Below are 12,478 nucleotides of genomic sequence, written 5' to 3' on the forward strand. Positions count from 1 at the left end.
TCCTAGCGCGACTTTACCGCATCGTGGCGCGCCACGATTTCTTCTGCAAGCGCCTTATAGGCCAGAGCGCCAGTTGAGGTTGCATCATAATCCAAAACAGTTTGCGCAAAGGATGGCGCTTCGGACAGGCGAACATTGCGCGGGATTTTGGTTTCATAAACCAATTCCCCCAAGGTTTGCCGTGCATCATCTTCAACCAATTTTGAAAGGTTATTCCGAAGATCATACATCGTCAAAACCACGCCTTCGATGCGCAACTCCGAATTTGCACCTTCACGCACTTGGCGCACTGTCAACATAAGCTGTGACAAACCTTCCAATGCAAAAAATTCGGCCTGAAGGGGCACCAAGACAGAATCCGCAGCGACCAAAGCGTTGACTGTCAGAAGGCTTAAGGATGGCGGGCAATCCATGAAAACATAATCATAGGCGCGCAAATCAGCCGCGCTAAACGCGTTGCGCAATAGGATAATACGTTTTTCATTATCGCTTAGTTCAACATCAGCCGAGCTGAGATCGGTTGTCGCGGGGACAACATCAATGCCATCAACCTTGGTTTTCTGCGTCACATCCGCAAGTTTCGCGCCCTCAATCAGCAAATCATAGCTTGAGAGATCACGATCTTCGACACCCAACCCGGTCGAGGCATTGCCCTGTGGGTCAAGGTCAATCAGCAACACACGTTTGCCCATTGCGGCCAATGCAGCGCCAAGATTGATTGTTGTGGTTGTTTTTCCAACCCCGCCCTTTTGATTGGCAATCGCGATAATTCGTGGACAGGCGCGTTCAGACACGGCGTAATTCCTTTATTTCTATGATTTGACCGTCGTCACTGGTTACGCTCGGATGAGTCTTGATCGACATCTGCCACGATTCCTTTGCGGTGTCGATTTCTTGCGGGGCAGATTGGCCCTTTAAAAACAAACATTGCCCATCTGTTGCTAAATGGCGATAGGACAGCGTGCAAAGCTTGGACAAATCACTAAGCGCGCGGGCAGAAATGATGTCAGCATCTTGGGGCGGCGCGTCTTCGATCCTGCGTGACATCACATTTATAGATATCCCGACCTGACGCGCGACATCCCGCAAGAACGCGCATTTGCGCAAATCAGATTCTATGAAATGAAAGCTGATATCTGAGGATTTTTCTGCTGCAATAATTGCGCAAACCAATCCAGGAAAACCGCCGCCACTGCCCATATCTAGCCATTTTCGACTGGATTTTGCCGCCAATGGAAAGATTTGTGCAGAATCTACGATATGGCGCGACCAGGCATCAGGTAATGTTGCAGGGGCGACCAAATTGATCGCCTTTTGCCATTTCACCAACATATCAACGTAAATCTGTAATCGATCCAATGTTTCACGTGAAACAAAGGTGCTAAGATATGCCTGCGCTTCGCCTTTGGTCATGCGGATTTCCGTTGAATTTGGCGCAGTTTTGTCAGGATCAACGTCAAGGCGGCTGGGGTCATGCCATCAATTCGGCCCGCCTGCCCCAAATCACGTGGCTGCACTTTGGTCAATTTCTGCCGCAATTCTGTTGATAGCCCGTCGATCTCCATAAAATTAAGGGTTTCGGGGATTAATTGCGACTCGTCCCGCTTAAGCGCCTGAACATCGCGCTCTTGGCGTTCAATATAGGCAGCATATTGCGCCTCTCGGTTAATCTGCGCCTTTGTCGTCGCACTATGGTCGATCAATTCAGGCCAAATGGCCTCAAGATCGGAAAATTCTATGTCGGGGAAGGCCAAAAGCTCGACGCCGTTACGGCGCTGACCATCTTGGTTCATATTTAGCCCGTGCCTCTTTCCCTCAGATGGCGTCAGATTATGGTTCCACAGGACGGTGTAGCAGGCGTCAATCTGGGCCATCTTGTCTTCGAATAAACGCTTGCGCGTCTCGTCCACTGTGCCGAGATCAATACCAAGCGGTGTAAGACGCTGATCCGCATTGTCCGCGCGTAAAGAAAGACGGAATTCGGCGCGCGAGGTGAACATGCGATAGGGTTCGCTGACACCGCGGGTCACCAAGTCATCAATCATTACGCCGATATAACTTTCACGGCGCGAGAATATCACAGCATCCCGCCCCTGCGCGGAACGCGCTGCGTTAACACCCGCCACAAACCCCTGCGCGGCCGCCTCTTCATATCCCGTTGTGCCGTTTATTTGACCCGCGAAATAAAGGTTTTTTACAGTCTTAACCTGCAAATCAGCCCCAAGCGCGCGGGGGTCTACAAAGTCATATTCAATCGCATATCCTGGTTGAAGGATCTCAACCGCACCTAACCCAACCATCGAGCGGACATAATCCACCTGAACATCAGCGGGAAGCGAGGTTGAAATCCCGTTTGGATAGATAGTGTGATCCCCTAGACCTTCAGGCTCAAGGAACACTTGATGCGAGGTTTTGTCAGCAAATCGCACAATCTTATCTTCAATAGAGGGGCAATACCGGGGCCCGATCCCCTCAATATGCCCGCCGTACATCGCAGAGCGGCCAAGATTGTTGCGGATAATCTCATGCGTTTTTTCATTGGTATGCGTAATACCGCAGGCAATTTGGCGCACATGTGGCTTATCCGATAGGAAAGAGAATAGGACAGGATCATCATCCGCGGGTTGGGTTTCCAAAATATCCCAATTAATCGTGCGCCCATCCAAACGCGGCGGCGTGCCCGTCTTCAAACGGCCAAGTGGCAGGGCAAAACTGTCGATCCGCTGCGCCAATTTCACCGAAGGCTTATCACCCATTCGCCCGCCAGGCATGGTTTTGTCGCCAATATGAATGACCCCACGCAGGAATGTGCCTGTTGTCAAAACCACCGATTTCGCTGAAATCTCGGCACCATCCGCCAAAACAACGCCTGAAACGGCCTCATCAGTGCCAAGAAGATCGGCTGCCTCGCCCGCTATAATTGACAAATTCTCTGTTCTGGCGAGCAGATCTTGCATCGCAGCGCGGTATAGTTTGCGGTCAGATTGCGTGCGCGGGCCCTGAACCGCGGGGCCTTTGCGACGATTCAGCAAGCGAAACTGAATACCTGATCGATCCGCAGCCAAACCCATAACACCCCCTAGGGCATCAATCTCACGCACCAGATGGCCCTTACCCAAGCCGCCAATGGCTGGATTACAGGACATAACGCCAATATTATCGAAGGATAATGTGACAAGCGCCGTTTTTGCGCCCGCCCGCGCGGCTGTATGAGCGGCCTCTGCACCTGCATGGCCACCCCCAATCACAACAACATCGAAATCATGATGTTTCACGTGAAACACTCCGCTTTTCTCATTTACCGAGGCAAAACTGCGAAAAAATTTCGCCCAAGACCATTTCAACATCGACACGGCCAATCAGCGAATCCAGCTTTCTTATAGCATATCGCACATATTCCGCAGCTATGTCTGTGTGACTGTCGCCTTTTGCGAGGGCAATCAGAGCATCAGCCAAACCTTGCCGCGCATCAAGCATTGCTTGGCGATGGCGCATATGGGTTGCGGTGGCCACATTCGCGGCGCGATCCGATAGGCGCGCTGAAATTAACGCGATCAACTCATCCACGCCCTGACCTGTCTGTCCCGACACGGAAATCCCACTGCCGCTCTGCATGTCGGCCTTACCCAATATGGATATATCATCAACATCCAGATCAAAGGGTAGCTGTTCCTTTGGGTTAGATTTCAGAAAAACCCGCAAATCTGCGGATTTTGCGCGATCTATCGCCCGCTCAACACCGATGGATTCAATCATATCCGTGCTGTCACGGATGCCAGCGGTATCGAGTAACGTCACAGGCAGGCCACCGAGATCAAGGCGCACCTCAATCACATCGCGGGTTGTTCCCGCGATTTCTGAGGTTATGGCGATGTCCCGCCCAGAAATAGCGTTCAAAAGCGTGGATTTCCCTGCATTTGGCGCACCGATTATAGCGACCTCAAACCCGTCACGGATGCGCTCAGCCACCAAACTCCCTGCAATTTCGACATCCAAACTCTGCACCACCTGCGTGATAAGGCCCTGCACTTCAGAGGTCACGTCAGTGGGCACTTCCTCATCCGCGAAATCAATCGTCACTTCGATGAGTGCTGTCGCGCGCAACAAATGCTGCCGCCACGCCTCAACCAGTTTTCCCAAATGTCCCGAAAAAATGCGGCTGGCTTGGCGTCTTTGTGCCTCTGTTTCTGCATTGATGAGATCACCCAGACCTTCAACCTGAGCAAGATCAAGCTTGTTATTTTCAAGGGCGCGGCGGGTAAACTCGCCAGCTTCGGCCATGCGGGCGCGGCCAGTTTCTGACAAAGCCGCAAGAACGGCTTTCACAACTGCGGGGCTGCCATGGCAATGCAGCTCAATCACATCTTCGCCTGTAAAGCTATGCGGGGCCTGAAATCGCAACGCCAAAACATGGTCAATAATCTGGTCTTTGTCCTTGAAAGGTCGAAGCCGAAATCGACCAACATCTGGAAGGCCGCCAAGAAATTTTGAGCATACATCGACAGCCTCCGCACCCGATACCCGAATAACGGAAACGCCCGCCCGACCGTTGGCCGAGGCGAGCGCGAAGATAGTATCCGCAGTGAAGCCTGACATCTTAGGTGTTCATGGAGTCAAAGAATTCCGAGTTCGTTTTTGTCTGTTTCAATTTAGAAATCAAGAATTCAATCGCGTCTGTAGTGCCCATTGGGTTCAAGATACGGCGCAAGACATAGGTTTTCTGCAAATCGCCCTTATCGACCAAAAGGTCTTCCTTACGGGTGCCAGATTTCAAGATATCCATAGCTGGGAAGACGCGCTTATCGGCCACCTTACGATCCAGCACGATTTCCGAGTTACCCGTGCCTTTGAATTCTTCAAAGATCACTTCATCCATACGACTGCCTGTATCGATCAAGGCGGTTGCAATAATTGTAAGCGATCCGCCTTCTTCGATGTTACGCGCCGCACCAAAGAAACGCTTAGGGCGTTGCAGGGCGTTCGCGTCAACGCCACCTGTCAAAACCTTGCCCGATGATGGGACAACGGTGTTATACGCGCGACCCAAACGGGTAATAGAATCGAGCAAAATAACAACATCGCGTTTATGCTCGACAAGTCGCTTTGCTTTTTCGATGACCATTTCCGCCACCGCAACATGACGCGTTGCTGGTTCGTCAAAGGTTGAGGATACAACCTCACCCTTAACCGACCGCTGCATATCCGTCACTTCTTCGGGGCGTTCATCAATCAGCAAAACAATTAAATAGCACTCTGGATGGTTCGTTTCGATAGAATGCGCAATGTTCTGCAAAAGCACGGTTTTACCAGTGCGTGGCGGGGCAACAATTAAGGCTCGCTGACCTTTACCGATGGGCGATACTAAATCAATGATGCGTGCGGAACGATCTTTAATTGTTGGATCTTCGATCTCCATCTTCAACCGCTCATCAGGATAAAGCGGCGTCAAGTTATCAAAGGCAACCTTATGGCGCGCCTTTTCTGGCACCTCAAAATTGATCTTCGAAACTTTGGTGAGGCCAAAGTAATTCTCTGTCTCGCGTGGTGCAGCAATCACACCCTCGACTGTGTCACCCGTGCGCAAGCTGTGCTGGCGGATCATGTCAGGCGATACGTAAATATCGTCTGGGCCTGGGAGATAATTGGCCTCGGGTGAGCGTAAGAACCCGAACCCGTCTTGCAAAACTTCCAGCACACCATCGCCGTAAACATCCCACCCTTCTTCTGCGCGCTCTTTAAGAATGGCGAACATCATGTCGCCTTTGCGCATGGTCGAGGCGTTCTCGATCTCCAGCTCTTCTGCCATAGACAAAAGATCTTTAGGTGATTTTGCCTTTAGATCAGCAAGGTTGAGAGAGTTAACTGTCATGAGAGTTCCATATGCCTCTTGAGACGCATCGCGTTTAAAGGCTCTTGCACAATTGGGAAGGATAGAGATCGGACGATCACTTGATCTGTCTTCTACGCACAGATGGAACTCAAGTCAATCTGCAGCTTAGCGCGTAAAATTTTACCAATGTTTAAAAAGAAAATAATAATTTTAAGAAAAGGATGATGATATGGTTGTGCGGTGCAAAACCTTGGAAACTTAGTTATCATTATCTTATCAACAGGCTCTCCGTTGGGGATGATATTTACCCCCACAAACCTAAATTCTATAAAAATAAATAATATCAGTTAGTTAGCGAAAAATTCCGAATGAAAACCTGTGGAAAAAATTGGGATATGTCGATGTCTGTTGCATTTTCTCCGATCCACTAGGATAGAAATTACACCCGTGGATAACCGAAAGATAATTTTTCGCCTCGCAGCAATGACCTGTGGTTGAACTGGCGCATGCGACTATGTCATCACTTGATCCAAAGGGTTATCCCCAAGACTTCCCACGGAATTATCCAATGCAAAAAATCATTTTGGCGTCCCAATCGGCAATCCGACAGCAGCTTTTGCAGAACGCTGGGGTGTCATTTATGGCAGAAAATGCGCGAATCGATGAATCGTTATTAAAGACATCATTAATGGCCGAAAGTGCCCTGCCACGCGATTTAGTAGATCAATTGGCCGAGGCGAAAGCCGTTAAACTTGCCCGAAAAAATCCTGACGCTGTTGTTATTGGCTGCGATCAAATTTTGGAATTTGAGGGTAATATTCTATCAAAACCAGACAGTCTGGAAGACGCGCGCGCGCAATTGACGATGCTCCGTGGAAAATCGCACAAACTTATGTCCGCCGCGGTGATCTATCACGAGGCGCAGCCAATTTGGCGCCATATCGGTGTCGTGCGTCTCTTTATGGCAGAATTTAGTGACAGCTATCTTGACGCCTACCTTTCCCGTAATTGGCCCGATATCGCACAGGCAGTTGGCGCTTATATGCTTGAATCCGAGGGTATTCGTCTGTTTTCTCGGGTCGAGGGCAGCTATTTCGATGTTTTGGGCCTGCCATTAACCGAGGTTTTGAACTTCTTGGCACTGCGAGGATTTATAGAAAGATGACAGCATCAGTGCCGCTTGCAGCCGTTATTGGTGACCCAATTGGTCACAGCAAATCCCCTATGTTGCATGGGTTTTGGCTGAGGGCCTATCAGATTTCAGGCCATTATGTGCCGCTGCATGTAACATCGGGTGACTTAGAACAGGTTCTCGCTGCAATGCCGCGGATGGGGTTTGTTGGCGCAAATGTGACGATTCCCCATAAAGAAACTGTTTTGGATTTGGCCAATATTGTCACCGATCGCGCGCGTGCAATTGGCGCTGCGAATACCCTGACCTTTCACAAAGACGGCAAAATCGAGGCTGATAACACAGATGGCCACGGATTTCTTGCCAATATTCAACAAAACGCGTCTGCATTCGATGCAAAAGATGGCCCTGCTGTTATTCTTGGTGCGGGCGGGGCGGCAAAGGCGGTCATCTATGCATTGCTAGAGGCAGGCGCACCGAAGGTGCGGGTGCTTAACCGTAATCTTGACCGCGCGAAAAACCTATCTGCCCGATTTGGGGATCGTGCTACAGTGCATGAGATGTCAGATCTTCCAAATCTTCTTGGGGATTGTAATCTTCTGGTGAACACCACATCCTTAGGCATGACAGGGCAGCCACCCCTTGCGGTGGATCTGAGTAATTTAGCAAAAAACGCCGTTGTGAACGATATCGTTTATGCCCCTCTTGAAACGGATCTCTTAAAACAAGCGCGTGCCATGGGTGCAGTCGCGGTTGATGGCTTGGGGATGTTGTTGCACCAAGCCGCGCCTGGCTTTGCGAAATGGTTCGGAAAAGAGCCCGCTGTGACCGATGATCTGCGCCGCGCGGTTTTGGCGAAATGAGTTTTCTTCTTGGTCTTACGGGCTCAATCGGGATGGGCAAAAGCACCACCGCAGATATGTTTCGTGAGGCGGGTGTTCCTGTGTGGGATGCCGATGCGACAGTGGCCAAACAATATGCCAAAGGTGGCGCTGCGGTGGCACCGCTTTCAGCGTTGAATATGGGGTTGATCCAAAATGATACTGTGGATCGCGCAGCATTGAAAAATTGGGTCAAAACAGACCCGAACGCGCTCAATCGGCTTGAATCTCTTATTCACCCCCTTGTCGCCGCAGATCGGGCCAAATTCATTGACGACCATGCAGAACAGTCCCTGATTGTTTGCGACATTCCACTTCTTTATGAAACAGGTGCGGATCAATGGCTGGATGCCGTTTTGGTTGTGACCACTGCTGCCGAAACGCAGAAAGCCCGCGTCATGGCACGGGTGGGAATGGATCCTCAGCTATTTGATCAAATTCTTGCGCGCCAGATGCCAAGTTCTGAAAAAATTGCCCGCGCGGATTATGTGATAGAAACAAACAGCTTTGAGGGCGCGCGCAAAGCCGTGCATGATTTGATCAACGATTTAAAGGCACGGACAACGTGATGCGCGAGATTGTTCTAGACACCGAAACCACAGGGTTTGAGCCATCCGAAGGCCACCGCATTGTCGAAATTGGCGCGGTTGAATTGTGGAACCACCTGCCAACAGGCAAGACATACCACCAATACATCAACCCCGAACGCGCAATGCCCCAAGAGGCGTTTAATGTGCATGGATTGGGTGATGAGTTTTTAGCCGATAAACCAGTTTTTGCCGCCATTGCGCAAGATTTTCTGGATTTTGTCGGTGATGCAAAATTGGTCATTCACAATGCAAGCTTCGATATGAAGTTTTTGAATGCAGAACTTGGATGGGTGAACAAACCGCTTTTGCCAAATGATCAGGCGATCGACACGTTGGCTATAGCGCGGCGCAAATTCCCTGGATCACCTGCAAGTCTTGATTCCCTATGTCGCCGTTTTGGTGTCGATAATTCTATGCGCGAAAAACACGGCGCGCTTTTGGATTCGGAAATCTTGGCCGAGGTCTATCTCGAGTTGATCGGGGGCAAGCAGCCTGACTTTGCCCTCTCGCCAGATGATCAGGACAAAGATCGTGATGTTGTGCGGCCAATGCGGCGCGCCTCTGCGCGGCCACAACCCCTTAAGCCGCGTTTGACAGATGAGGAAACCGCCGCCCATCAAGACTTCATCTCCGAGATGGGCGACAAGGCTGTTTGGATGCGTTAACGCTTAGGCATCTGCCTTTTGTTCGGTCATCTTGCGCGCCAATTCATTGCGATAAAGCGCAACAAAATCAATTGTGTCGAGGTTCAGCGGCAAATACCCACCGTCCCGCGTGACGTCTGAAACGATGCGGCGGATGAACGGGAAAAGCATACGAGGGCATTCGATCATCAGATACGGGTGGAGCTGTTCTTCGGGCACGTTGTCGATGTGGAAGATGCCTGCATAATCAAGGTCTACGCGAAAGATTGGTTCAGGGGCGTCCCCTTTGGTTTTCGCTTCAATCGTTACTTTTACGATGACGTCATACTGCTTTTCCGTGGGCCGCTTTCCGCCATCGAGCGCGACACGCAATTGAATGTCGGGCTGACCCGCGCCTTGAACCGATTTTTGCGCTGCGATGTTCTCAAACGACAAATCTCGCACGAATTGTCCCAAGATTTTCATTTGCGGTATTACGGGTTGTGGTTGTGTTGTGCTGTCCTGCGCTGCATCCGCATCTTTTTTCGCCATCTTTCATCTCCCAAAGGCAAATTTTAAGGCGTCTTAACAGCCCGATCCAAAAGCCTCAATGCCGTGTCCACCCCGATGGGTCATGCGGGTCTGTATCTAAGATCTCGCCATCTTCATCTATGATTGTGCCAGATTGGCTGCGAAAATTGGCTTGGCTTTGAAAACTGGTGGTTTTTATCTGTGATTTGACCTGAAGGATCAAAAATTGTCGAACGGGCGGCACCAACAAGGAAAATCCAATCGCATCGGTGAAAAATCCAGGTGTTAGCAACAGGGCGCCCGCAATTAGGATCATCGCCCCATGGGCCAGCGGCTCGGTTGGGTCATTTAATTCGTTAAAGCTGGTGCGGATTTGCGACAGCGCCAGTGATCCTTGTGATCTGACCAACCATGTCCCCAAAATTGCCGTTAAAACGACCACAGCCAAGGTTGGCCATAACCCAATAAATCCGCCAATTTGTATGAACAAGCCAATCTCGATCAGCGGAATCGCTATGAAAAGAACAAATAACCACATTTTTTCAGCCTTTTCCGCAGATAGTCGGTAAAACCGCGCCCAGCTTCATGGACTTGGCCCCCTTCTCTCCTTACATATGAACCTCAAGCGCAGTCTAAAACCCCTGCGGCAACATTAGCCGGTATCAAAATTGGATTGAGACCCACATGAACTCATCATTTCTTTCCCTTTTGGTTCTCGCGGCAATCGCGATCTTTTTGATCCTGCGGTTGCGCGCCGTTCTTGGCACGCGTGAGGGGTTTGAGAAATCGCCCGAAGTCGTAAAAACCTCAAAATCTGCACAATCCCGTAATTTTGAGGTGATCGAGGGCGGCCCTGATCGGGATATCACCGATCATGTTCCCGAAGGATCAGAAAGCGCCCGTGCCTTGGCCGCGATGAAATCCGCAGAGCCCAGTTTCGCGGTGGGAGAATTTTTGACTGGTGCGCGCGGCGCCTATGAAATGATTCTCATGGCGTTTGAACGTGGCGATATTTCGGAAGTGCGCGATTTCCTATCCCCCGAGGTTGCCGAGAGCTTTGATGAGGTTATCGAAGCGCGCCGTGCGCAAGGCCTTGAGATTGAAGCAAGCTTTGTGGGCCTCAATGATATCGCTGTTCAAGAAGCCCAGTTTGACGCCACCTCGCGCGAGGGTGAGGTCATGGTTCGCTTCGCTGCAGAACTGACCTCTGTGGTGCGCAACTCCGATGGTGAAATTGTCGAAGGCAGCGCAACCGAAATCAAACGCCAGCGGGACGTTTGGACCTTCGCCCGCGAAATGGGCAGCCGCAACCCAAATTGGGTTTTGGTTGCCACAGGCGGCTGATCCTAGCGTAAGGACTGCGTGGTGACTTATCCCCAACCCATAGGATTTTCCGATCTTTTGGGCTGGGATGACGAGGATTACGCCGAAATCCTTTCAATTTTCCAATCTCAAACGGATTTGGCGATAGCTGATCTATTGACAGCCGCCCGCAGTGTTCGCCCCTCACAGGCCCGCGCGTTTTTTCAATCAAATTTTCAGCCTCTCAGATTTGGCCCCGCCTTTGCAGGACATATCACGGGATATTACGAACCCGTTTTGCCCGCCCGCGCCGCGCCAGATGCTGAATACAGGTTCCCGCTCTACGCCGCCCCAAAAGATATGCCGGAGATTTGGGCGACACGCGCCGAAATCGAAGCGGGCAATTTGCTTTCGGGGCAAGGATGGGAACTGGTCTATCTCAACTCGCGCATAGACCAGTATTTTTGCCATATCCAAGGATCTGTTGCCGTGACCTACCCAGATGGTGAGACGTGCCGTTTTGGGTTTTCGGCAAAAAACGGACATCCCTATCGTTCCATTGGGGCTGAATTGGTCGCGATGGGCGAAATCAGTGCGAAACAGATCACCGCAGATCGGGTCAAAGATTGGCTGAGGCACCATCCCGACCAAATGGACGCGCTTTTACAGAAAAACCCCTCCTATATCTTCTTTGAACCGCGTCACAAAAATGGCGCGGTCGGTGCCACAGGGCAGGTTTTGACCGCGAACCGCTCGCTTGCGATTGATCCCGCATATATCCCTTATGGTCTGCCCGTCATGGTTGCGGGCGAGACGCGTGCGGCGCGGATTTATTTTGCCCAAGATTGTGGTTCTGCCATTAAAGGCGCGCAGCGGGCCGATATTTTCTGTGGATCAGGTGATGCTGCGGGCAGGAGTGCGGGCGTAATAAATGAACCCGCCAGCTTGACCGTGCTTTGGCCTAAGGGTCATGATTTGCCCAATGGATGGGCAGGATAAGCCATGGCAAAAAAACCAAAAAACCTAAGCAGCGAAGACCGCGCTTTATGGGATCGCGTTGCACGCAGTGCTAAGCCATTGAAACTTGCCGCCGTCAATTTCTATCTTGCAAAACCCGACACGGCGGCCATTCCCCCGCGTGAGATTGTCGATTTTACGCCAAAGTTGGATCTCAGTGACTTTGACATTGGGCTGACAGCCCCATCTGAGAAACCGCAAAACCCGCCTGAAAAGCGCCCCGTTCGTATGGATAAAAAATTGCATGGCCGCATGGTGCGGGGAAAGTTGCAGCCAGAGGCGAAAATTGACCTTCACGGCATGACACAGGCCCAAGCCCATCCTGCGTTGCAGCGATTTATCCTTGACTGCCATGCGCGTGGATATCGTTTGGCCCTTGTGATCACGGGTAAGGGCAATCTGTCTAGCGGCCCCCATTATGACCCGATTGCGCCCGCCCGTGGGGTATTGCGGCAAAACGTGCCACGGTGGCTGCGCCACCCATCAATCGCGGGCTATATCCTTGATATTCGTGAGGCGCATATTCGCCATGGCGGGGCGGGTGCGCTCTATGTCTATCTCAGGAAATAGAG

General features: G+C 51.1%; 14 protein-coding genes. 7 read left to right on the forward strand and 7 right to left on the reverse strand.

Translation table 11 applies throughout. The features are described from left to right. Positions 1 to 2: 2 nt before the first annotated feature. The 5 genes from AAC621_RS06615 to rho are packed head-to-tail and all read right to left on the reverse strand — an operon-like array spanning position 3 to position 5,869. Positions 3 to 794, reverse strand: a complete 792-nt coding sequence (locus AAC621_RS06615) for a ParA family protein (protein ID WP_340253455.1) — start codon at positions 792 to 794, stop codon at positions 3 to 5. Then, positions 787 to 1,413: a 16S rRNA (guanine(527)-N(7))-methyltransferase RsmG gene (rsmG, locus tag AAC621_RS06620; protein ID WP_340253459.1), complete on the reverse strand. Its 627-nt coding sequence runs from the start codon at positions 1,411 to 1,413 to the stop codon at positions 787 to 789. The genes AAC621_RS06615 and rsmG overlap by 8 nt, the downstream gene beginning before the upstream one ends. Next, positions 1,410 to 3,284: a tRNA uridine-5-carboxymethylaminomethyl(34) synthesis enzyme MnmG gene (gene mnmG / locus AAC621_RS06625; protein ID WP_340253462.1), complete on the reverse strand. Its 1,875-nt coding sequence runs from the start codon at positions 3,282 to 3,284 to the stop codon at positions 1,410 to 1,412. The genes rsmG and mnmG overlap by 4 nt, the downstream gene beginning before the upstream one ends. A gap of 10 nt (positions 3,285 to 3,294) precedes the next feature. Continuing rightward, on the reverse strand, positions 3,295 to 4,596 hold the full coding sequence (gene mnmE / locus AAC621_RS06630) for a tRNA uridine-5-carboxymethylaminomethyl(34) synthesis GTPase MnmE (RefSeq protein ID WP_340253465.1): 1,302 nt from the start codon (positions 4,594 to 4,596) through the stop codon (positions 3,295 to 3,297). Between the two features lies 1 nt (position 4,597). Then, positions 4,598 to 5,869, reverse strand: coding sequence for a transcription termination factor Rho (gene rho, locus AAC621_RS06635; RefSeq protein ID WP_317657073.1), 1,272 nt, complete (start codon positions 5,867 to 5,869; stop codon positions 4,598 to 4,600). 529 nt (positions 5,870 to 6,398) lie between these two features. Between rho and AAC621_RS06640 the strand changes: the two genes are divergently transcribed. The 4 genes from AAC621_RS06640 to dnaQ are packed head-to-tail and all read left to right on the forward strand — an operon-like array spanning position 6,399 to position 9,098. Continuing rightward, a complete protein-coding gene (locus AAC621_RS06640; RefSeq protein ID WP_340253468.1) occupies positions 6,399 to 6,995 on the forward strand; it encodes a Maf family protein in 597 nt (198 codons plus the stop codon). Next, complete coding sequence (locus AAC621_RS06645) at positions 6,992 to 7,825, forward strand: shikimate dehydrogenase (RefSeq protein ID WP_340253471.1); 834 nt, start codon at positions 6,992 to 6,994, stop codon at positions 7,823 to 7,825. The genes AAC621_RS06640 and AAC621_RS06645 overlap by 4 nt, the downstream gene beginning before the upstream one ends. Next, positions 7,822 to 8,412, forward strand: coding sequence for a dephospho-CoA kinase (gene coaE / locus AAC621_RS06650; protein WP_340253474.1), 591 nt, complete (start codon positions 7,822 to 7,824; stop codon positions 8,410 to 8,412). Before AAC621_RS06645 ends, coaE begins: the two co-directional genes overlap by 4 nt. Continuing rightward, positions 8,412 to 9,098, forward strand: a complete 687-nt coding sequence (dnaQ, locus tag AAC621_RS06655) for a DNA polymerase III subunit epsilon (protein WP_340253477.1) — start codon at positions 8,412 to 8,414, stop codon at positions 9,096 to 9,098. The genes coaE and dnaQ overlap by 1 nt, the downstream gene beginning before the upstream one ends. Before the next feature lie 3 nt (positions 9,099 to 9,101). Here dnaQ and secB read toward each other — a convergent pair whose 3' ends face one another. Both secB and AAC621_RS06665 read right to left on the reverse strand, forming a co-directional pair. Further along, positions 9,102 to 9,608, reverse strand: coding sequence for a protein-export chaperone SecB (gene secB, locus AAC621_RS06660; RefSeq protein ID WP_340253480.1), 507 nt, complete (start codon positions 9,606 to 9,608; stop codon positions 9,102 to 9,104). A 55-nt stretch (positions 9,609 to 9,663) separates the two neighbouring features. Continuing rightward, complete coding sequence (locus tag AAC621_RS06665; RefSeq protein WP_340253483.1) at positions 9,664 to 10,125, reverse strand: FxsA family protein; 462 nt, start codon at positions 10,123 to 10,125, stop codon at positions 9,664 to 9,666. 146 nt (positions 10,126 to 10,271) lie between these two features. Between AAC621_RS06665 and AAC621_RS06670 the strand changes: the two genes are divergently transcribed. The 3 genes from AAC621_RS06670 to AAC621_RS06680 are packed head-to-tail and all read left to right on the forward strand — an operon-like array spanning position 10,272 to position 12,476. Continuing rightward, the gene (locus tag AAC621_RS06670) at positions 10,272 to 10,931 is read left to right on the forward strand and encodes a Tim44/TimA family putative adaptor protein (protein WP_340253486.1); all 660 of its coding nucleotides are present in this window, start codon (positions 10,272 to 10,274) and stop codon (positions 10,929 to 10,931) included. Between the two features lie 21 nt (positions 10,932 to 10,952). After that, positions 10,953 to 11,888: a murein transglycosylase A gene (mltA, locus tag AAC621_RS06675; RefSeq protein WP_340253489.1), complete on the forward strand. Its 936-nt coding sequence runs from the start codon at positions 10,953 to 10,955 to the stop codon at positions 11,886 to 11,888. 3 nt (positions 11,889 to 11,891) lie between these two features. Further along, positions 11,892 to 12,476: a Smr/MutS family protein gene (locus AAC621_RS06680; RefSeq protein WP_340253492.1), complete on the forward strand. Its 585-nt coding sequence runs from the start codon at positions 11,892 to 11,894 to the stop codon at positions 12,474 to 12,476. Positions 12,477 to 12,478: the final 2 nt, after the last annotated feature.

It is taken from the genome of Roseobacter sp. HKCC-CH-9208 (assembly GCF_037805125.1).
Lineage (GTDB): Bacteria > Pseudomonadota > Alphaproteobacteria > Rhodobacterales > Rhodobacteraceae > M30B80.

Excerpts from the sequence above, each read along its gene's own strand:
- rsmG (WP_340253459.1), bottom strand. The coding sequence starts at position 1,413 with ATGACCAAAGGCGAAGCGCAGGCATATCTTAGCACCTTTGTTTCACGT.
- mnmE (WP_340253465.1), bottom strand. The coding sequence starts at position 4,596 with ATGTCAGGCTTCACTGCGGATACTATCTTCGCGCTCGCCTCGGCCAAC.
- rho (WP_317657073.1), bottom strand. The coding sequence starts at position 5,869 with ATGACAGTTAACTCTCTCAACCTTGCTGATCTAAAGGCAAAATCACCT.
- AAC621_RS06640 (WP_340253468.1), top strand. The coding sequence starts at position 6,399 with ATGCAAAAAATCATTTTGGCGTCCCAATCGGCAATCCGACAGCAGCTT.
- AAC621_RS06645 (WP_340253471.1), top strand. The coding sequence starts at position 6,992 with ATGACAGCATCAGTGCCGCTTGCAGCCGTTATTGGTGACCCAATTGGT.
- coaE (WP_340253474.1), top strand. The coding sequence starts at position 7,822 with ATGAGTTTTCTTCTTGGTCTTACGGGCTCAATCGGGATGGGCAAAAGC.
- dnaQ (WP_340253477.1), top strand. The coding sequence starts at position 8,412 with ATGCGCGAGATTGTTCTAGACACCGAAACCACAGGGTTTGAGCCATCC.
- secB (WP_340253480.1), bottom strand. The coding sequence starts at position 9,608 with ATGGCGAAAAAAGATGCGGATGCAGCGCAGGACAGCACAACACAACCA.
- AAC621_RS06665 (WP_340253483.1), bottom strand. The coding sequence starts at position 10,125 with ATGTGGTTATTTGTTCTTTTCATAGCGATTCCGCTGATCGAGATTGGC.
- AAC621_RS06670 (WP_340253486.1), top strand. The coding sequence starts at position 10,272 with ATGAACTCATCATTTCTTTCCCTTTTGGTTCTCGCGGCAATCGCGATC.
- AAC621_RS06680 (WP_340253492.1), top strand. The coding sequence starts at position 11,892 with ATGGCAAAAAAACCAAAAAACCTAAGCAGCGAAGACCGCGCTTTATGG.